The 20,186-nt window shown below is 64.8% G+C and carries 18 protein-coding genes; 13 read left to right on the top strand and 5 right to left on the bottom strand.

Annotation, left to right across the window (positions count from 1 at the left end; translation table 11 throughout):
- Nucleotide 1 precedes the first annotated feature (1 nt).
- The 5 genes from nirD to O3299_RS10975 all read left to right on the top strand — a co-directional run bounded on the left by nirD (nt 2) and on the right by O3299_RS10975 (nt 6,875).
- Complete coding sequence (gene nirD / locus O3299_RS10995) at nt 2-355, top strand: nitrite reductase small subunit NirD (RefSeq protein WP_046684027.1); 354 nt, start codon at nt 2-4, stop codon at nt 353-355.
- The gene (locus O3299_RS10990) at nt 352-1,590 is read left to right on the top strand and encodes an NAD(P)/FAD-dependent oxidoreductase (RefSeq protein WP_305062316.1); all 1,239 of its coding nucleotides are present in this window, start codon (nt 352-354) and stop codon (nt 1,588-1,590) included. Before nirD ends, O3299_RS10990 begins: the two co-directional genes overlap by 4 nt.
- A 22-nt stretch (nt 1,591-1,612) precedes the next feature.
- Complete coding sequence (locus tag O3299_RS10985) at nt 1,613-4,282, top strand: nitrate reductase (protein WP_305062315.1); 2,670 nt, start codon at nt 1,613-1,615, stop codon at nt 4,280-4,282.
- Between the two features lie 62 nt (nt 4,283-4,344).
- Nucleotides 4,345-4,875 (top strand): adenylyl-sulfate kinase, encoded by a 531-nt coding sequence (cysC, locus tag O3299_RS10980; protein ID WP_305062314.1) that lies wholly within the window; start codon nt 4,345-4,347, stop codon nt 4,873-4,875.
- On the top strand, nt 4,872-6,875 hold the full coding sequence (locus O3299_RS10975; RefSeq protein WP_305062313.1) for a diguanylate cyclase domain-containing protein: 2,004 nt from the start codon (nt 4,872-4,874) through the stop codon (nt 6,873-6,875). Before cysC ends, O3299_RS10975 begins: the two co-directional genes overlap by 4 nt.
- A gap of 7 nt (nt 6,876-6,882) precedes the next feature.
- Here O3299_RS10975 and O3299_RS10970 read toward each other — a convergent pair whose 3' ends face one another.
- The 3 genes from O3299_RS10970 to O3299_RS10960 form a co-directional block, all read right to left on the bottom strand.
- A complete protein-coding gene (locus tag O3299_RS10970; protein WP_305062312.1) occupies nt 6,883-7,800 on the bottom strand; it encodes a pyridoxal-phosphate dependent enzyme in 918 nt (305 codons plus the stop codon).
- A gap of 84 nt (nt 7,801-7,884) precedes the next feature.
- The gene (locus O3299_RS10965; RefSeq protein ID WP_077406479.1) at nt 7,885-8,388 is read right to left on the bottom strand and encodes a MarR family winged helix-turn-helix transcriptional regulator; all 504 of its coding nucleotides are present in this window, start codon (nt 8,386-8,388) and stop codon (nt 7,885-7,887) included.
- A gap of 355 nt (nt 8,389-8,743) precedes the next feature.
- Nucleotides 8,744-9,502, bottom strand: a complete 759-nt coding sequence (locus O3299_RS10960; RefSeq protein ID WP_180278743.1) for a DeoR/GlpR family DNA-binding transcription regulator — start codon at nt 9,500-9,502, stop codon at nt 8,744-8,746.
- Between the two features lie 225 nt (nt 9,503-9,727).
- Between O3299_RS10960 and glpD the strand changes: the two genes are divergently transcribed.
- The 8 genes from glpD (at nt 9,728) to glpK (ending at nt 18,886) form a co-directional block, all read left to right on the top strand.
- Complete coding sequence (glpD, locus tag O3299_RS10955; RefSeq protein WP_305052600.1) at nt 9,728-11,251, top strand: glycerol-3-phosphate dehydrogenase; 1,524 nt, start codon at nt 9,728-9,730, stop codon at nt 11,249-11,251.
- A gap of 74 nt (nt 11,252-11,325) precedes the next feature.
- Nucleotides 11,326-12,420, top strand: a complete 1,095-nt coding sequence (locus O3299_RS10950; RefSeq protein ID WP_099667328.1) for an ABC transporter ATP-binding protein — start codon at nt 11,326-11,328, stop codon at nt 12,418-12,420.
- Between the two features lies 1 nt (nt 12,421).
- A complete protein-coding gene (locus O3299_RS10945; RefSeq protein WP_305062311.1) occupies nt 12,422-13,522 on the top strand; it encodes an ABC transporter ATP-binding protein in 1,101 nt (366 codons plus the stop codon).
- Nucleotides 13,522-14,406 carry a carbohydrate ABC transporter permease gene (locus tag O3299_RS10940; RefSeq protein ID WP_099667330.1) on the top strand — a complete coding sequence of 295 codons (885 nt, stop codon included), beginning with the start codon at nt 13,522-13,524 and terminating at the stop codon, nt 14,404-14,406. Before O3299_RS10945 ends, O3299_RS10940 begins: the two co-directional genes overlap by 1 nt.
- Nucleotides 14,403-15,209, top strand: coding sequence for a carbohydrate ABC transporter permease (locus O3299_RS10935; protein WP_099667331.1), 807 nt, complete (start codon nt 14,403-14,405; stop codon nt 15,207-15,209). The genes O3299_RS10940 and O3299_RS10935 overlap by 4 nt, the downstream gene beginning before the upstream one ends.
- A 1-nt stretch (nt 15,210) precedes the next feature.
- Nucleotides 15,211-15,513, top strand: a complete 303-nt coding sequence (locus O3299_RS10930; protein ID WP_370385273.1) for a DUF2160 domain-containing protein — start codon at nt 15,211-15,213, stop codon at nt 15,511-15,513.
- A 63-nt stretch (nt 15,514-15,576) separates the two neighbouring features.
- Nucleotides 15,577-17,304: an ABC transporter substrate-binding protein gene (locus O3299_RS10925; protein ID WP_034779106.1), complete on the top strand. Its 1,728-nt coding sequence runs from the start codon at nt 15,577-15,579 to the stop codon at nt 17,302-17,304.
- Nucleotides 17,305-17,392: 88 nt separating this feature from the next.
- Entirely contained in the window at nt 17,393-18,886 is a 1,494-nt protein-coding gene (gene glpK, locus O3299_RS10920; protein ID WP_305062310.1) for a glycerol kinase GlpK, read from the top strand.
- A 10-nt stretch (nt 18,887-18,896) separates the two neighbouring features.
- Here glpK and O3299_RS10915 read toward each other — a convergent pair whose 3' ends face one another.
- Both O3299_RS10915 and O3299_RS10910 read right to left on the bottom strand, forming a co-directional pair.
- Nucleotides 18,897-19,457, bottom strand: coding sequence for a YdcF family protein (locus O3299_RS10915; protein ID WP_305062309.1), 561 nt, complete (start codon nt 19,455-19,457; stop codon nt 18,897-18,899).
- Nucleotides 19,458-19,511: 54 nt separating this feature from the next.
- Complete coding sequence (locus O3299_RS10910; protein ID WP_305062308.1) at nt 19,512-20,156, bottom strand: cysteine hydrolase family protein; 645 nt, start codon at nt 20,154-20,156, stop codon at nt 19,512-19,514.
- Nucleotides 20,157-20,186 lie beyond the last annotated feature (30 nt).

Raw genomic sequence — 20,186 nt, 5'->3', positions numbered from 1 at the left:
GATGAATGAACTTTCCGGCGCTACCGCCGACAACTGGGTGGCCATCTGCCCCTTGACCGACATCGTGCCCGACACGGGTGTGTGCGCGCTGCTCGGTGGGCGCCACGTGGCCGTGTTCCGCGTTGGCGATGCCGCGCCGCGCGTGTACGCCATCGACAATATCGACCCGAACGCGGGCGCTTCCGTGCTGTCGCGGGGCCTCGTGGGCAGTATCGGCGAGCGCGTCGTCGTCGCCTCGCCCATCTACAAGCAGCATTTCGACCTGGCCAGCGGCGAGTGCATCGAAGCGCCGGAACACTCGGTCGCCGCCTGGCCGGCGCGTGTGTTTGCGGACATGGTGTGGGTGGCCCTGTGAATCCGCCAGTCAGGGCCACTGCGCGTCCCTCGCTGGTCGTCGTCGGCAACGGCATGGCCGGCATGCGCACGGTCGAGGAACTCTTGAAACTCGCGCCGGACCTGTACGACATCACCGTGTTCGGCGCCGAGCCGCACGGCAATTACAACCGCATCCTGCTGTCGCCCGTGCTGGCCGGCGAAAAAACGGTGGACGACATCATGCTGCATACGCGCGACTGGTATGCGCACAACGGTATCACCCTGCACGCGGGCGACCCCGTCATGCGCATCGACCGCCAGGCGCGCACCGTGCAGTCGCTGTCCGGCATCACGGTTGCCTATGACCGCCTGCTGCTGGCCACCGGTTCCACGCCCTTCATCGTGCCCGTGCCGGGCCACCAGCTGCCCGGCGTGATCGGTTTTCGCGATATCAGCGACGTCGACACCATGCTGCAGGCGGCGCGCCGGCACCGCCACGCGGTGGTCATCGGCGGCGGCTTGCTGGGGCTGGAAGCGGCCAACGGCCTGCAGCGCCAGGGCATGGATGTGACGGTGGTGCACATGAGCGGCAGCCTGATGAACCAGCAGCTGGACGCCCCCGCCTCGCTGCTGCTGAAAACGGCGCTGGAAGCGCGCGGCCTGCGTTTCCTGATGCAGGCGCACACGGCGGAAATCACGGGCACGGACCGGGTGCAGGGCGTGCGCTTTGCGGATGGCAGCGTCATCCCCGCCGACCTGGTGGTGATGACGGCCGGCGTGCGGCCCAACATCGCCCTGGCGCAGGCGGCCGGCCTGCACTGCGAGCGCGCCATCGTCGTCGACGACTGCCTGCAAAGCTATGACCCGCGCGTGTACGCCGTGGGCGAATGCGTGCAGCACCGGCGCGCCACCTTCGGCCTGGTGGCGCCCATCTGGGAGCAGGCGCGCGTGTGCGGCGCCCACCTGGCGGGCGCGGGCCACCGGCGCTACGTGCAGCAGGCCAGCGCCACCAAGCTGAAAGTGACGGGCATCGACCTGTATTCGGCCGGCGACATCCTCGGCGGCGAGGGCAGCGAAGACCTGGTGCTGCGCGACCCGCGCCGCGGCGTCTACAAGCGCCTGGTGGTGCAGGGCAGCCGCCTGGTGGGCGCCGTGCTGTATGGCGAGGTGCAGGACGGCCCCTGGTATTTCGACCTGATCCAGCAGCGCCGCGACATCAGCGCGCTGCGTGCCCATTTATTGTTTGGCCAGGCCCTGTGCGGCCAGGCCGCCTGACAGCGACCGACAGGATACCCCCATGACGACTTGCACGCCCGTGAAAACCACCTGCCCATACTGCGGCGTCGGCTGCGGCGTGGAAGCGGCGCGCCTGCCCGACGGCGCCATCCGCATCGCCGGCGATGCCGCGCATCCGGCCAACCTGGGCAAGCTGTGCGTGAAAGGCTCGGCGCTGGGCGACACCCTGGGCCTCGACGACCGCCTGCTGCGGCCGCAGGTGCGCGTCGGCGGCGTGCTGCAGCCGTCCTCGTGGGACGCCGCGCTGGAAAAAGTGGCCGGCGGCTTGCGCGCCATCATAGCCGAGCACGGCCCCGACGCCGTGGCCCTGTATGTGTCGGGCCAGCTGCTGACGGAAGATTATTACATTGCCAATAAATTCATGAAGGGCTACGTGGGCAGCGCGAATATCGACACCAATTCGCGCCTGTGCATGTCGTCGGCCGTGGCGGGCCACAAGCGCGCGTTCGGCGAAGACATCGTGCCCGGCTGCTACGCAGACCTGGAACTGGCCGACATGATCGTGCTGGTCGGCTCGAACACGGCCTGGTGCCACCCGATCCTGTTCCAGCGCATCGCCCGCATCCGCGAAACCCGGCCGCACATGAAACTGGTGGTGATCGACCCGCGCCGCACGGCCACCTGCGAGCTGGCCGATTTGCACCTGCCCGTCAAACCGGGCACCGACGTGTGGCTGTTCAACGGCTTGCTGTGCTATCTGGCGCGGGAAGGCGCGATCGATGACGCTTTCGTCACGCAGCACAGTGCGGGCCTCGACGACGCGCTGGCGGCCGCCCACGTGGATTGCGGCGACCCCTTGCAGGTGGCGGCCATCTGCAAAGTCGACCCGCACGCCTTGCTGGCGTTTTACCAGGCGTTTGCCGCCACGCGCAAGGTCGTCACCGCGTTTTCCCAGGGCGTGAACCAGTCATCGAGCGGCACGGACAAGGTCAACAGCATCATCAACTGCCATCTGGCGACGGGACGCATCGGCCAGCCCGGCATGGGGCCGTTTTCCCTCACGGGCCAGCCGAACGCCATGGGCGGGCGCGAAGTGGGCGGCCTGGCCAACATGCTGGCGGCGCACCTGGAGCTGGACAAGCCGCTGCACCGCGAGGCCGTGCAAACCTTCTGGGGCTCGCCGCGCATGGCGAGCAAGCCTGGCCTGAAGGCCGTGGAACTGTTCCACGCGATCGAATCCGGGAAGGTCAAGGCCGTGTGGATCATCGCCACCAATCCGCTGGTCAGCATGCCGGACGCGGACCAGGTGCGCCGCGCGCTGGCCAAGTGCGAACTGGTGGTGGTGTCGGACATCAGCGCAGGCTCGGACACGAACGTCCATGCCGACGTGCTGCTGCCAGCCCTGGGCTGGGGTGAAAAGGATGGCACGGTGACCAATTCCGAGCGCCGCATCTCACGCCAGCGGGCGTTTCTGCCGGCGCCCGGCGAAGCGCGCGCCGACTGGGACGTGCTGTGCGACGTGGCGCGGCGCATGGGCCATGCCGGCTTCGATTTCGCGTCGCCGCAGGCCATTTTCGACGAACACGCGCGCCTGTCCGCCTTCCGCAACGAGGGGGAATTGGCGCGCCTGTTCAATCTGTCGCACCTGACGGCGCTGAGCGCCGCGCAATACGACGCGCTGGCGCCGCAGCAGTGGCCGCAGGGCCAGGCGCGCCTGTTCGGCGACGGCCGCTTCGCGCATGCGGACGGGCGCGCGCGTTTCGTGCCCACGGCGCCGCGCGCGCCGCGCAACATGCCCGACGAAGACTATCCGCTGATCCTGAACACGGGCCGGGTGCGCGACCAGTGGCATACGATGACGCGCACGGGCAAGGCGGCGAAACTGTCGGGGCACGTCGCCGAGGCCTTCATCGACCTCCACCCGCAGGATGCGCTGCTGTACAGCGTGCGCGAAGGCGAGCTGGCGCGCATTTCCAGCGCCTGGGGCGCGATGGTGGCGCGCGTCGTGCATGGCGGCGGCATCGCGCGCGGCCAGGTCTTCGTGCCCATCCACTGGAGCGACGCGAATGCGTCCGACGCGCGCGTGGGCGCCGTCGTCAACCCGGTCGTCGACCCCGTCTCGGGCGAACCGGAATTCAAGCACACGCCCGTGCGCATCGAGCAATTCCGCGTGCACTGGCATGCGTTTGTCCTGAGCCGCACGCCCTTGAACCTGGACGGCGTGGCGCACTGGACGCGCATCCAGGGCGAGCAATTCCTGCGCTACGAACTGGCCGGCCGCCAGCGCATCGAGGATCTCGGCGCCTGGGCGCGCGCGCTGCTGGGCGTGACGGACGAGAATGCCGACTGGCTCGATTATGCGGATGCCAGCGCGGGCGTATACCGCGCCGTGCACCTGGACGAGGGGCGCATCGCGCAATGCGTGTACGTGTCGCCCCGTCCCGACCTGCCGTCGCGCAGCTGGCTGGCTGGCCTGTTTGCGCACGCGCAAATGGATGCGCTTGATCGCGCCGGCGTGCTGCTGGGCCAGCCCATCGGCAAGGGCATGGACGCCGGCCCCACCGTGTGTTCGTGCTTTGGCGTGGGGCGCAATACCATTTGCGCGGCCATCGTGGAACAGAAGCTGACGACGACGGCGCAGGTGACGGCCTGCGTCAAGGCGGGCGGCAATTGCGGCTCCTGCGTACCGGAGATACGACAGTTGCTGCTTGAGGCGCGCAGCGCGGCCTGAAAATCTGTCCTTTCCGGCACGGCTTTGTTATATTGCCAGCTCTATAACAGAGAGGCAGTGTGATGACAGCAGTACAACACCCGACGGTCTGGCTGACGGGCTTGAGCGGCGCCGGCAAGACCAGCATCGCCCTGTCGCTGGCGCAGGCGCTGAAGGCGCAGGGCCGCGCCGTGGCTATGCTCGACGGCGACCAGCTGCGCCATGGCTTGAACCGCGACCTGGGTTTTACGCCCGAAGACCGGCATGAAAACATCCGCCGCGTGGCCGAAGTGGCGCGCCTGATGAACGGCGCGGGCCTGACCGTCATCGCTGCCTTCATTTCCCCCAGCCGCGCCGACCGGGCCATGGCCGCCGCCATCGTCGGCACGGCGCATTTCATCGAAGTCCACGTCAGCACCCCGCTGGCCGTGTGCGAGGCGCGCGACGTCAAGGGCCTGTACGCGAAGGCGCGCGCGGGGCAGATCGCCGAATTCACGGGCGTGTCCGCTCCCTACGAAGCGCCGCTGGCGGCCGCGCTGACCCTCGATACGGGCGCCCTGGCGCTGGAAGAGTCGGTCGAGCGTCTGTGCCGGCATTTGCAGCAGCTGCCGTGACGACCTGGCGCAAATGGCTGTGCCGGCACTTGCCCGCCAGCCTGAAGGCGCGCATGAGCGTGGTCGTCTTCCTGCTCGTGCTGGGCGCGGTCGCCTCGCTGGCGCTGGCCACCCTGGCCGTGGCCGAGCGCGGCATGCGCGACGTGACGGGGCGCCAGCAGTACGTATCGCTGTCCAGCGCCGCCGTCTTCATCGATGAAGAACTCGACGCGAAGCGCAATGTGCTGCGCGCGATGGCGGACAGCCTGGCGGCCGGCGGCGCGCACGACGGCGCCAGCCTGCAGCGCTTCCTGGCCGCGCAAACGGTGCTGAGCAAGGAGTTCTATTCGGCCGGCGTGGTCGGCATCGACGGCGTTGTCCTGGCCAGCGTGAGTCCCTTCAAGCCGCAGGCGGGGTTGAACGTCAAGGGCCGTCCTTACTTCGAACAGACGCTGGCGACGCGGCGCTCGGTGATTTCCGCGCCGCTCAACGGCAGCATTTCCGGCATGCCCATCGTCGTGGTGACCCAGCCCGTGTTCGACGCGCAGGGCGGCGTGCGCTATGTGCTGGCGGCCAGCGTGAACCTGCGCCAGCCCGATTTCCTGGGGCGCCTGGGCGCGCTCAAGCCGGGTCCGGGCGGCTACCTGTACATCATGACCAGCGCAGGCGTGATCGTCGAGCATCCCGACAAGTCGCGCATCATGCAGCATATCGAAGCGCATGGCCCCATCAGCGTACCGACGCGGCGCGCCATGCAGGGTTTCGAGGGCTGGCTGACGGGCACCACCTCGCAAGGCGTCGATGCCCTGTTTGCCTACCACCGCATCGCCTCGACGGACTGGATACTGGCCTCCGTCTATCCCATGAGCGACGCGTTCGCGCCGCTGCACGCCATCCGCAGCAAGATCCTGCTGGCCGCCGTGCTGCTGGCAGCGCTGGCGGGCCTGGCCGGCTGGCGCGTGGTGCTGCGCCTGTTGCAGCCTTTGGCGCGCTTGCGCCACCAGGTGCATGAGATCCGCCGTCATCGCCTGGGCATCGATGTGCTGCAAATCGAGCGGCGCGACGAGATCGGCGACTTGAGCCGCGACTTTTACTCGCTGGTGGCCGAGCGCGAAATCGCCGAGGCGCAGACGCGCGGCAGCGAGCGGCGCCTGAAACTGCTGACGGACCACGTGCCCGTGGTGATCGTGTATATCGACCGCGAGCACCGCTACCAGTTCATCAACGCCACGTTTGAAAAATGGTTCGGCAGGTCGCAGCGGGAAAGCCTGATGCAGTCGATCCGCGACGTGCTCGGCGAAGAGGCGTATCAATTGCGCGAAGCCTACCTGCGGCGCGCTTTCGCGGGCGAGGAGGTCGAATATGAATTTACCATCGGCGGCGAAGGGGAGGCCGGCCCGCGCGCCTTCCAGACCAGTTACGTGCCGGACGTGGGCGAGAGCGGCGCGGTGGAAGGCGTGTATGGCCTGATCCACGAAATCACCAAGACCAAGGCGGTGCACACTGCGCTGCAGTCTGCCGCCGCCACCGATACCCTGACGGGCATCGCCAACCGGCGCCGCTTCGACGAGCAGCTGGCGCAAAGCATGCAGCGCACGCGGGCCGCGCGCGCGCCGATGGCGCTGGCCTATCTCGATATCGACCGTTTCAAGGCCATCAACGACAGCCTGGGACACAAGGCGGGTGACGAGGTGCTGAAGGAATTCGCCGCGCGCCTGGTGCGCAGCGTGCGCGCCAGCGATCTGGTGGCGCGCCTGGCCGGCGATGAATTCGTGATCATTCTCGAAGGCGTGAACGGCGCGGCCGAAGTGCGCCAGGTCGGCGCCAAGATCATCGACGCCATCCGCCAGCCCTTCGCGCTGGCCAGCGGCCCGCTGCCGGTGACGACCAGCATCGGCATCGCCATCTTCCGCGAAGGCGCGCTGACGCCGGCGCAGTTGCTGGACCTGGCCGACCAGGCCCTGTATGCCGCCAAGGGGCAGGGCCGCGACGGCGTGGCGCTGCTCGAGGCGGCGCCGTAGGTTTTACTTACAGGGTGGCGCTCCAGTGGTCGAGCTGCTGCGTGGTGGCCGTCACGCCGCCGCAGACGATGACGAGCACCTTGCGGTAGGGCGCCAGTTCCGGCGCCTTGCCGTAGACGGCCGCCAGTGCGGCGCCGCAGGCCGGCTCCACCACCAGGCGCTGGTCGGTGATGAAGCGCTGGCAGGCGTCGACGGCGGCCCGGTCCGACACCACCACGCTGTGCAGCAGGCGCGTCTGGCTGATGGCAAACGCCTGCGCGCAGACCTGGCGCGCGGCCAGCGACGTGGCGATGCTGCTCACGGCCGGCAGGGCCACGTGTTCGCGCGCGGCCACGGCCGCCGCCAGCGAGGCCGCGCCTTGCGTTTCCACGGCCACCAGGGCCACGTCATCCCAGCCATTGCGCTGCAAGCCTTCGGCCACGCCGGCCAGCAAGCCGCCGCCGCCCACCGACAGCACCACGGCGTCCGGCTTCAGGCCCGCGCGAGCCACTTCATCGATCATGCCGGCGTGGCCCTGCCACAGCAGCGGGTCGTCGAACGGATGCAAAAAGGCGTCTTGCGGCGTGAGCATGGACTGCGCCAGCGCGTTTGCTTCCTGCCACGCGGCGCCGTGCACGATGACTTCGGCGCCTTCCTGCGCGATCAGGGCCTTGGCCCGTTCGCTGGTCGTTTCCGGCACGACGACGATGACGGGGATGCCCAGCTGGCGTCCCGCATAGGCGACGGCGATGCCGGCATTGCCGCCGGAAGAGGAGATGAAACGGCTGGCGCCGCGCCGCGCGTATTCTTCGCAGGCCAGGCCGATGCCGCGGATCTTGAAGGAGCCGGGCGGCTGCAAGGCTTCGAGCTTGAGCCAGATGGCGCGTTCGCTGTGCAGGCTCAGGGCGCGCGAGTTGAGCAAGGGAGTTTCGATGTGCAGGGCCATGCGGGTTCCTGGTAAACGGTCAGGCCAGCATCATAGCCGAAGCGCCCGCGCCACCGCGTCACCCTTGCTGATACATGACTGCTGCTAGTTCAGCGGGGCGTTCTTGAGCTGGTGCGTGCGCGCCACTTCCTTCATCGCTTCGAGCAGGTCGTCGCGCAGCTGGCGCGGCAGCTTGCCGAAGAATTCCTCGTCGTTCTGGTCGGCCATCCCGGCCAGCACGGGCACCAGCGCCTCGCCTTCCGTGGTCAGTTCGATCGAATGCTGGCGGCGGTCGGCCAGCAGGATCGATTTGCTGACCATGCCCTTGCTTTCCAGGCGGTCGATCAGTTTCGATACGGCGCCCTTGCTCATGCCGGACACTTGCGCCAGCACCGTGGGCGAGGTGCAGCCCAGGCGGAACATTTCGCGCAGCACCACCCATTCGGAGACCGTCACGCCATTGGCCTCGGCTTTTTTCTGGAAGCTGTGGGAAACGTGGTTGGAGACGAAACGCAGCCAGTAACCGAGATGGGCTTCCAGCTCGCTGACGGGGACGCTGTTGGGGTGGGCGGCTTGCGGCATGGCGGCCGTTTCAAAATTATGGCTCATTTCTTTTCCTTCACTGGGCGGCGTTGCCGGCATGGTTAAGGCCTTCACGCTTGCTGTCGAGTGGTTTGTTTGGGAACAATCATCGTGCTTGAGGTATTTCTAACACTGTTTTCACAGGAAATCACTTACCGGCAAAGAGTTTTTCCTTTTTTCTTGCTCTGGATAGATAAAAAACAATATCAAGCGAATAATCGTATTGCCAGAGAGGAAGATTAAAAAAATAACTCATGTTGCATCAATGGTAACAGGATTTTTGCCGAATTGATAAATATTTCATATCATTCCGTGTGCTTGCCCACATACGACGTATTGCCCACGCGACAGTGCGAGGTTTTGATGCAGAAATGCGGCCCGCTCAGGCCAGCACCACCTTCACGCCCGCTTCGCGCAGTACTTCGGCAAAGCGGGGGGGCGGCGGCGCATCCGTAAACAGGATATCGACTTGCGCCAGGTCGGCCAGCCGCACCAGCGCCTTGCGGCCGAATTTGTGCTGGTCGGCCACCAGCCACACTTCGCGCGACTGCTCGATGATGGCTTGCGCCACCTTCACTTCGCGCGCGTCGAAGTCGCGCAGGCTGCCATCCTCGTCGATGCTGGAAATGCCGATGATGCCGATGTCGACCTTGAACTGGCGGATGAAGTCGATGGTGGCTTCGCCGACGATGCCGCGGTCGCGCCCGCGCACCACGCCGCCGGCCACGATGACTTCGCAGGCGGCGTTGTCGGCCAGGATGGCGGCCACGTTCAGGTTGTTCGTCACCACGTGCAAGCCCGTGTGCCGCCCCAGCGCGCGCGCCACTTCCTCGGTCGTCGTGCCGATATTGATCAGGAGTGAGCAGCCGTGCGGCACTTGCGCGGCGACGGCGGCGGCGATGCGCCGCTTGGCCTCGCTGTTGAACACTTGCCGCTGGCTGTAATCGATGTTTTCCACGGACGAGGGCAAGCCGACCCCGCCGTGGTAGCGGGCCAGCAGGCGCGCTTCTTCCATCTGCTTGACGTCGCGGCGCACGGTTTGCGGCGTCACGCCCAACTGCTGGGCCAGCTCTTCGACGGACATGGTGACCTTCTGGCGCACCACTTCGAGCAGGCGGCGCTGGCGGGGATTCAAAATCATGGGCTTGTCTCTTTAAAAATCAAAAACGAACAGAAACGAACAAATAGTGATGAAAATATGTTGCTATGAGTTCGCATTCTGGCGTATCTTATTCATATTGCATGCGTATTACTAGATGGTGATCTTAACGACAGTCGCCGGCGATGCCTAGTCTTTCCTCGCCGCCCTTTCCCCGACAGACACGGAGTCCCGATGGCCGCAGCACAGCAAGGTGTGGAGACAGCGATGGCATACGACGTGCTGGTGGTGGGCGGCGGCATCAATGGCGCCGGCATCGCGCGCGACGCGGCCGGACGGGGCTTGTCGGTGCTGCTGTGCGAAAAGGACGACCTGGCCGCGCACACCTCGTCCGCGTCCACCAAACTGATACACGGCGGCCTGCGCTACCTCGAATACTATGAATTCGGCCTCGTGCGCAAGGCGCTGATCGAGCGCGAAGTGCTGCTGCGCTCGGCGCCGCACATCATGTGGCCGCTGCGCTTCGTCATGCCGCACGCCAAGGGCCAGCGCCCGGCCTGGCTGATACGCGCCGGCCTGTTCCTTTACGACATGCTGGCGAAGCGGGAAATCCTGCCGGCCTCCAGCGGCATCGACCTGACCCGCCACGCGACCGGCACACCGTTAAAACCCGAGTTCAAGCGGGGCTTTGTGTATTCCGACGGCTGGGTCGACGATGCGCGCCTGGTGGTCCTGAACGCCATCGACGCGGCGGACAAGGGCGCGCAGGTGCTGACGCAGACGCGCTGCATGGCCCTGTCACGCGACGGTGCGGGCGGGGACGCTGCCTGGCTGGCCACCTTGCAGCACGCCAGCGGGCGGCAGAGCACGGTGCGCGCGCGCAGCATCGTCAACGCGGCCGGGCCGTGGACGGCCGAGTTCCTGCAACAGGCCGCGCCCGGTGGGCAGGGCCGGCATTTGCGCCTGATCAAGGGTAGCCATATCGTCGTCAAGCGCCTGTTCGAGCATGATCATGCCTACATCTTCCAGCATCCGGACGGGCGCATCGTGTTTGCCATTCCGTATGAGCACGATTTCACCCTGATCGGCACTACTGACCTCGACTATCACGGCGACACGGGCAAGGTGGAAATCGATGACGAGGAAATTCGTTACTTGTGCGAGCTTTCCAGTTACTATTTCAGCAAGTCAATCTCGCCGGCCGACGTGGTCTGGACGTATGCGGGCGTGCGCCCGCTGGTGGAAGACGCGGCGGCCGACGCCAAGGCCGTCACGCGCGATTACCGCTTCGAGCTGGACCAGGAAGGTGCGCCGCTGCTCAGTGTTTTCGGCGGCAAGATCACCACCTTCCGCAAGTTGGCCGAGGAAGCCATGGACATGCTGGCGCCCTTGCTGGGCAATACGCTGCCGGCCTGGACAGCCAGCGCCTGCCTGCCCGGCGGCGACGTGTTCGGCATCACGCCGCAGAACCGGTCCGTGCGCGAGTTCGGCCAGTTCGTGCAAGGCTTGCAGCGCGAGTACGCGTGGCTGCCGGCGGCGCTGGTGGCGCGCTATGCACGCGCCTACGGCACGCGCATCCACGTGCTGCTCGCCGGGCGCAGGGATGTGGCGGCCATGGGCGAGGAAATCGCCGCCGGCCTGTACGCGGCGGAAGTCGATTATCTGCGGCGCCACGAATGGGCCGTCAGCGCGGCCGACATCCTGTGGCGGCGCTCCAAGCTGGGCCTGCACCTGCCGCGCGCGACGGCGGACACGCTCGATGCCTGGCTGTTGCAGCACCCTTTGCCGTAAGCAGCACACGTTGGCGACCGCGCCCCGCAGAGGGTGCGGCGAAGAACAAGAAACCATCACTGGAGGAGAAGCGCGTGCAACTGGTACTGGACAAGATCAGCAGGAAGCAGGGGGCTGACGACTTTTTATATCCGATGTCGCTGGCCCTCGTGCCGGGCGCCATCAACGTCTTGCTGGGCACCACGCGTGCCGGCAAGACGACCCTGATGCGCGTGATGGCGGGCCTGGACAAGCCCAGCGGGGGCACGGTGACGGCCGATGGCGTCGACGTGACGGGCGTGCCCGTCAGCAAACGCAACCTGGCCATGGTGTACCAGCAATTCATCAACTATCCGGCCTTCACCGTCTACGACAATATCGCTTCGCCTTTGCGCTTGCGCAAGGAACCCGAGGAACAGATCCGCACGAAAGTGCTGGCGCTGGCCGAGCGCCTGCACATCACGCCGTATCTGCAGCGCACGCCCGGAGAATTGTCCGGCGGCCAGCAGCAGCGCACGGCGCTGGGGCGCGCGCTGATCAAGGATGCGTCGCTGCTGCTGCTCGACGAGCCGCTCGTCAACCTCGACTATAAATTGCGCGAGGAATTGCGCCGCGAATTGACGGAACTGTTTTCCGGCGGCAGCACGACGGTCGTGTACGCCACCACGGAACCGCTGGAAGCGCTGCAGCTGGGCGGCCACGTGGCCGTGCTGCACGAGGGACGCCTGCTGCAGCAGGGACCGACCCTGGACGTCTTCAACGCCCCCAATTCCATCGACGTGGCGCGCACCTTCAGCGATCCGCCCATCAACCTGATCCCCGCGCGCGTGGATGCGCACGGCGTGGCGCAGGCGGCCGACGGCCTGGCCATCCACCTGAGCGGCGCGCAGCGCGCCCGCCTGGGCGACAGCACGGAGGTGATCCTCGGCGTGCGCGCGCACAGCCTGCATCTGTCTCCCCAGTCCGATGGCGACGTGCCCATCGCGGCGCAGGTGGACCTGGCGGAAATCAGCGGCTCGGAAACCTATGTGCATGCGCGCCGCGGCGAGCTGGCCCTGGTGGCGCAGCTGGGCGGCGTGCACAACCTGGAGATCGGCAGCGCCTGCACCGTGTATTGCCAGCCGCACGCCTTGCTGATCTTCGCGCAAGACGGCGGGCTGCTGTTTGCTCCAGAACAAGGAGGAGCTTGACATGGCGCGCATCGAACTGGTCGACCTGGCCCACGCCTACAAACCGAACCCGACGGCGCCAAGCGACTATGCGCTGCGGCCCATGAGCATGGAATGGCATGACGGCGGCGCGTATGCCTTGCTGGGGCCGTCCGGCTGCGGTAAGACGACCTTGCTCAATATCATCTCCGGCCTCGTGAAACCGTCGCATGGCAAGGTGCTGTTCGACGGCAAGGATGTGACGCAGCTGCCCACGGAAGCACGCAACATCGCGCAAGTGTTCCAGTTTCCCGTCATCTACGACACCATGACCGTGCACGACAACCTGGCGTTTCCGTTGCGCAATCGCGGCTGGAAAGAGACGGAAGTCAAGAAGCGCGTGCAGCAGGTGGCGCAGATGCTGGAATTGACGGGCGACTTGAAATTGCGCGCCAGCGGCTTGTCCGTGGACGCCAAGCAAAAGATTTCGCTGGGCCGGGGTCTCGTGCGCCCGGACGTGGCGGCCGTGCTGTTCGACGAACCGCTGACGGTGATCGATCCGCATTTGAAATGGCTGCTGCGCCGAAAGTTGAAGGAAATCCACCACGAACTGAAATTGTCATTGATCTACGTCACGCACGACCAGGTGGAAGCGCTGACCTTTGCCGACCAGGTGGTCGTCATGACGCAGGGCGAAGTGGTGCAGACGGGTAGCGCGCAAGCGCTGTTCGAGGAACCGGAACACACGTTTGTCGGCTATTTCATCGGTAATCCGGGCATGAATTTGCTCGATTGCACCCTGGACGATGGCGGCTTGCGCGTGGCGGGACAAGTGCTGGCCGTGTCCGCCGCCGCGCGCGCGGCGCTTTCCGGGGCACAAGGGAAAATCACGGTGGGCGTGCGGCCCGAATTCGTCGAGTGCGTCAAGGCGTATCCGGGAGAAGAGGGGGGCGACCATTGCCTGGACGCCACGGTCACGGCCGTGCGCAACATGGGTACGCATTACCTGGCGGAATTCCAGCTGGGCGGTGCGACGGTGGCGGCCAAGCTGCGCGCCATCGACGCGGTGGCCGGGAATGCCGTGCGGCTGCGCTTCCCGCCGCAACGCACCCTTTTCTATGTCAACGATAAGCGGGTGGCCTGATGATACATAACGGTAAAACCGATAACAACCGCCGCGCCTGGCTATTGATCTTGCCCGTGCTGCTGTGCGTGGCCTTTTCCGCCATCCTGCCGCTGATGACGGTGGTGAACTATTCCGTGCAGGATATTCTGAGCCCCACGCAAAAGGTCTTCGTGGGCACGGAGTGGTTCCGCATGGTCATGCTGGACGGCGACTTGCACAGCGCCTTGCTGCGCCAGCTGCTGTTTTCCGGCTCCGTGCTGGCGATCCAGATTCCGCTGGGTATCTTGATCGCCCTGTGCATGCCGGCCGATGGCTGGAAGGCGTCGCTGGCGCTGGTGCTGATCGCGCTGCCCTTGCTGATTCCCTGGAACGTGGTGGGCACCATCTGGCAAATCTTTGGCCGCGGCGACATCGGCCTGATGGGCTATAGCTTGAATCAATTGGGCTTTGACTACAATTACAACGGCAATTCGCTCGACGCGTGGCTGACGGTGATGGTGATGGATATCTGGCACTGGACGCCGCTGGTCGTGCTGCTGTGCTATGCGGGCTTGCGCGCCATTCCCGACGCGTATTACCAGGCGGCGCGCATCGACGGCGCTTCGCGTCTGGCCGTGTTCCGCTACATCCAGCTGCCGAAACTGCGCAATGTGCTGATGATCGCCGTCTTGCTGCGCTTCATGGACAGTTTCATGATCTACACGGAACCGTTCGTGCTGACGGGCGGCGGTCCCGGCAATGCGACGACCTTCTTGTCGCAATACCTGACGCAAAAGGCCGTGGGCCAGTTCGACCTGGGGCCGGCGTCCGCGTTTTCCCTGATCTATTTCCTCATCATCCTGCTGTTCTGCTTTGTGCTGTACACGTGGATGCAGAGAGTCGGCACGGGAGACCAGAAATGATGCACAAGAAAATGAGCAGCGCCATCCTGATCGTATTCCTGCTGGGCTCCTTGCTGCCCATCTACTGGATGCTCAATATGTCGCTCAAGACCAACGAGGAAATCGTCGGCGTGCTGAGCCTGTGGCCCCAGCAATTGACGTTCGCCAACTATCACACGATTTTTACGGACCGTTCCTGGTACAGCGGCTACATCAATTCCATGATTTACGTGGCCTTGAACATGGTCATGTCCGTCACGGTTGCCTTGCCGGCAGCGTATGCTTTCTCGCGCTACAACTTCGTGGGCGACAAGCATTTGTTCTTCTGGCTCTTGACCAACCGCATGACGCCGCCCGCCGTCTTCCTCGTGCCGTTCTTCCAGCTGTATTCGACGGTGGGCCTGATGGATACGCATCTGGCCGTGGCGCTGGCGCACATGGTCTTCAACGTGCCCTTGGCCGTGTGGATACTGGAAGGTTTCATGTCCGGCGTGCCGAAGGAAATCGACGAGACGGCGTACATCGACGGCTACAGCTTCCCCCGTTTCTTTATCCGCATCTTCTTGCCGATGATCAAGTCTGGCGTGGGCGTGACGGCGTTCTTCTGCTTCATGTTCAGCTGGGTGGAATTGTTATTGGCGCGCACCTTGACGTCCGTCAATGCCAAGCCCATTGCCGCCACCATGACGCGCACCGTGTCGGCGGCCGGCATGGACTGGGGCGTGCTGGCGGCGGCGGGCGTGCTGACCATCGTGCCCGGCGCGCTGGTGATCTGGTTCGTGCGGCATTACATAGCCAAGGGTTTTGCGATGGGGAGGGTGTGACATGGAAAATACCGATAGCACGGCCAGCCTGTTCGGCTGGATGGCCTGGACGCCGGAAGTGGCCGTCTTCTTCATTTGCATCGGCCTGATGCTGGCCGGCATGACGGTGTGGCAAATCCATTCGCCCAGCATCGAACGCAAGGGTTTCCTGCCCATGCCCACCACGCGTGGCGACCGCCTGTTCATCGGGCTGTTGACGGCCGCCTACGTGAACCTGGCGTGGGCGGGGTTCACGGAAATGCAGCAGGCCATCGGGGCTGGCATCAGTTTTGTAGTGTTGTTGGTGGTAATGCGTTGGGGATAAGTCGTAGATGAGAATACCGGCCCGCCACCGCAGGCCGGATGACAACTAAAAAGGAGATTCACGATGAAATTGAAGTTCACGGTCTTCGCGGCTGCGGCCATGCTCGTGTCGAATGCGGCCCTGGCGGACGCCAAGCAGGCGCAAACCTGGATCGACAAGGAATTCCAGCCATCCAGCCTGAGCAAGCAGCAGCAGCTTGCTGAAATGAAATGGTTCATCGATGCGGCGGCCAAGCTGAAAGCCAAGGGCATCAAGGAAATTTCCGTTGTCTCGGAAACCATCGACACCCACGTCTACGAATCGAAGACCCTGGCCAAGGCCTTCGAGGAAATCACGGGCATCAAGGTGCGCCACGACATCATCCAGGAAGGCGACGTGGTGGAAAAGCTGCAAACGTCCATGCAGTCCGGCAAGAGCATCTATGACGGCTGGATTTCTGATTCCGACCTGATCGGCACCCATTACCGCTATGGCGCCGTGGAACCCCTGTCCGACTACATGGCCGCCAAGGGCAAGGAATTCACGAATCCGGGCCTGGACTTGAAAGATTTTATCGGCATCAGCTTTACGACGGCGCCGGACGGCAAGGTGTATCAATTGCCCGACCAGCAATTCGCCAACCTGTACTGGTTCCGCGCCGACTGGTTCGCGCGCAAGGATTTGCAAGCCAAGTTCAAGGCCAAGTATGGCTACGAGCTGGGCGTGCCGCAAAACTGGTCCGCGTACGAAGACATCGCCGATTTCTTCACGAATGACGTGAAGGAACTTGATGGCAAGAAAGTCTATGGCCACATGGATTACGGCAAGAAAGATCCGTCGCTGGGCTGGCGCTTCACCGATGCGTGGCTGTCGATGGCTGGCGCGGCCGACAAGGGCATTCCGAACGGCATGCCGGTCGACGAGTGGGGCATCAAGGTAGCGGCCGACAAGTGCACGCCGGTGGGCGCGTCGATGTCGCGCGGCGGCGCCACCAATTCGCCGGCGGCCGTGTTTGCGCTGACGAAATACATCGACTGGATGAAGAAATACGCACCGCCGCAGGCGAACGGCATGAATTTCTCGGAATCGGGCCCCGTGCCGGCGCAGGGCGAAATCGCCCAGCAAATCTTCTGGTACACGGCGTTTACGGCCGGCATGACGAAACCGGGCTTGCCGGTGGTGAACAAGGACGGCACGCCGAAATGGCGCATGGCGCCGTCGCCGCACGGCCCGTACTGGAAAGAGGGCATGCAGAACGGCTACCAGGACGTCGGTTCCTGGTTCCTGTTCAAGTCCACGCCGGACGACCGCAAGGCCGCCGCCTGGCTGTATGCGCAATTCGTCACCTCGAAAACCGTGTCGCTGAAGAAATCCATCGTCGGCCTGACGTTTATTCGCGATTCCGACATCCGCCACGATTATTTTACAAAGCACGCGAACGAGTACGGCGGCTTGATCGAGTTTTACCGCAGCCCCGCCCGCGTGGCGTGGACGCCGACCGGCAACAACGTGCCCGACTATCCGAAGCTGGCGCAGTTGTGGTGGAAGAACGTGGCCACGGCGATTACGGCGGAAAAAACGCCGCAAGCCGCCATGGATAACCTGGCCGAGGAAATGGACCAGGTCATGGCGCGATTGCAGCGGGCCGGCATGAAGGCGTGCGCGCCCAAGCTCAATCCGAAGGTCGATCCGAACCAGTATCTGTCGGACCAGCATGCCCCATGGAAAAAGCTGGCAAATGAAAAGCCGAAGGGTGAAACGATTGCATACGATAAATTATTGCAGGCTTGGAAAGAAGGCAAGGTAAGGTAGTCGTGTAAGCTTCTGCCGGGGCTGTCCCGAGGGCACGGAGCGAATCGGCTCCGTGCCTGTTTTTACCCGATTTTCGCACCACCAGACAATGACCAAATACATACTTGCTTTAGATCAGGGCACCACCAGTTCGCGCGCCATTTTGTTCGACCATGCGGGTCGGCCGCACGCCAGCGCGCAGCGCGAGTTTCGCCAGATTTTTCCCCAGCCGGGCTGGGTCGAGCATGACGCGAACGACATCTGGGCCTCGCAAGAGAGCGTGCTGCAGCAGGTGTTGCGCGACAGCGGCGTGGCGGCATCCGACGTGGCCGCCATCGGCGTGACCAACCAGCGCGAAACGACGGTGCTGTGGGACCGCGCCACGGGCGCGCCCGTCGCCAACGCCATCGTCTGGCAAGACCGCAGAAATGCCGCTTACTGCGAGCAACTGGTCGAGCAGGGCAAGGCGGACGTGATCCAGCGCAAGACGGGACTCGTGCTGGACGCCTATTTTTCCGCCACCAAGCTCAAATGGCTGCTCGACAACGTTCCCGGCGCCCGCGCGCGCGCCGAGCGGGGAGAGCTGGCCTTCGGCACCGTCGACAGCTGGCTGATCTACAAGATGAGCGGCGCCCACTTGACGGACACGAGCAACGCGGCGCGCACCATGCTGTTCAATATCCATACCTTGCAGTGGGATACGGACCTGCTGGCGCTGCTCGACATTCCCGCCTCCCTGCTGCCCGACGTCGTGCCATCGAGCGGCGTGGCGGCGCACACGCATGCCAACTTGCTGGGCGTGTCCGTGCCGATTGCCGGCATCGCGGGCGACCAGCAGGCGGCCACCTTCGGCCAGGCGTGCCTGAAACCTGGCATGGCAAAGAATACTTACGGTACCGGTTGCTTCATGCTGATGAACGTGGGCAAGCGCCCCTTGCCATCGAAAAACCGGCTGTTGACGACGGTGGGCTGGAGCCTGGGCGCGGGCAGCGACCAGACCGATTATTTGCTGGAAGGCAGCGCCTTTATCGCGGGCGCAGCCGTGCAATGGATGCGCGACGGCATCGGCATCATCCGCGACTCGTCCGAAGTGGAAGCCTTGGCCACCAGCGTGCCCGATTCGGGCGGCCTCGTCTTCGTGCCCGCGTTCGCGGGCCTGGGCGCGCCGTACTGGGACCCGTATGCGCGCGGCACCCTGATCGGCATCACGCGCGGCACGGGCAAGGCGCACATCGCGCGCGCGGCATTGGAGGGTGTGGCGTACCAGAACGTGGATGTGCTGTCCGCCATGCAGGACGACGCGGGCATCGCGCTATCCGAGCTGCGCGTCGACGGCGGCGCGGCCCGCAACGACATGCTGATGCAGTTCCAGGCCGACATCTTGAATGTGCCCGTGGTGCGTCCCGTGGTGACGGAAACGACGGCCCTGGGCGCCGCCTACCTGGCGGGCCTGGCCGTGGGTTTCTGGGACTCGCAGGAAGAAATCGCCGCCCAGTGGCAGGTGGGACGCCGCTTCGAACCGGCCATGGCGGCCGACGAGCGCCTGACGCGCTTGCATAAATGGCAGCGCGCTGTCGAACGGTCGCGCGACTGGAGCGAGTGAAAACGCGTGCTCAGTGGCGCATGAAATACACGGCATAGCCCACCGTTTCGCGCGGCACTGAATACAGGTCGCGCAGTTCAAAATAAGGGGCGTGCACCTGGCCGCTGACGACGATGCCGCTGCGCTCCAACGCCAGCTTGAAGCGGGGCACGTGGAAATATTGTGTGGCGACCATGGCCGTCGTCCAGCCGTGCTCGTGCATCAGGGCCGCCGCATTGCGGGCCGTGGCCTCCGTGGTCCAGCCTTGATTATCCTCAAGGATGGCGCTGGACGGCACGCCGCGCGACTGCAGGTAGCGGGCCATCGATGCGGCCTCGTCAAAACCTTCCTTGCCCGTGGCCCCGCTGACGAGGATGCGCGGCGCCCGGTGTGCCTGGAATTGCTTGAGCGCCACGTCGAGCCGTGCCTGCAGGCGGGGGCTGGGCGTGCCGTCGGGCAAGATCGTATTGCCGGGCACGACGATCACGTCGGCGGGCGCCAGCTTGTCGTTGAGTCCGGCCAGTACCAGGGCGGCGGTTGCCAGCAGGAACACGCCAACAGCGCTTGAACCAAGCACAGTTATTTTTCGCATAGAGCATCATCAAGTAAGGAATGGACGCATGATACCCGTCCATTCCCGCCAGCGTCAGTTCGCCTGCGCCTTGCGCGCGCGCTGGTTCGACAGATAAATATTGTCCTTTTCCAGCGGCTTGCCTTCGCGCACGGCAGCGAGCCAGTCCTGCGTGCTGACGACGGCGGCGAAATTCGAGTGGAACACGGCGCTGAAGACGCGGTGGATTTCCTCGGCGCTGGCCGTGCCGCCCGTGTTGCTATACGGCAGGGTGCCCGTGGCGTCCTGCAGGAATTCGACTTGCAAGCCGTCGTGCGCGGCGTGGAAGATCGTGGCGGCATCGCAATTGTGCGTCATGTAGCCGACCACCGTCAGGGTGTCGATGCCGTGGCTGCCCAGCCAGGCCTGCAAGTCCGTGCCCGCGAAGGCGCTGCCCATGACCTTGTTGATGCGGTGGTTGGCGGTAAAGGCGGCCACTTGCGGATGCAGCTGCCAGCCGTCGCTGCCCTTGGCAAAGATGGGAGAGGCTTCCGGCGCATCGTGCTGGACGACGATGACGGGCACGCCGGCGGCGCGCGCGGCGGCCATGGCGGTGACGATGTTGGGCAGGGAAATATCGACGGATGGATATTCGATGGGCATGTCGCCCGTAAAGTATTCATTTTGCACGTCGATGACGAGCAGGGCGCGGCGTGGGGCGGTGGAAGCGTGGGTGGACATGGTTTCTCCTGGAACGGTTGAAAGAGGATG

Origin of the sequence: Janthinobacterium sp. SUN176, assembly GCF_030587335.1 — a bacterium.
GTDB classification, from domain to species: Bacteria; Pseudomonadota; Gammaproteobacteria; order Burkholderiales; family Burkholderiaceae_D; genus Janthinobacterium; species Janthinobacterium kumbetense.
This window is presented reverse-complemented; position numbering and strand designations above follow the sequence as displayed.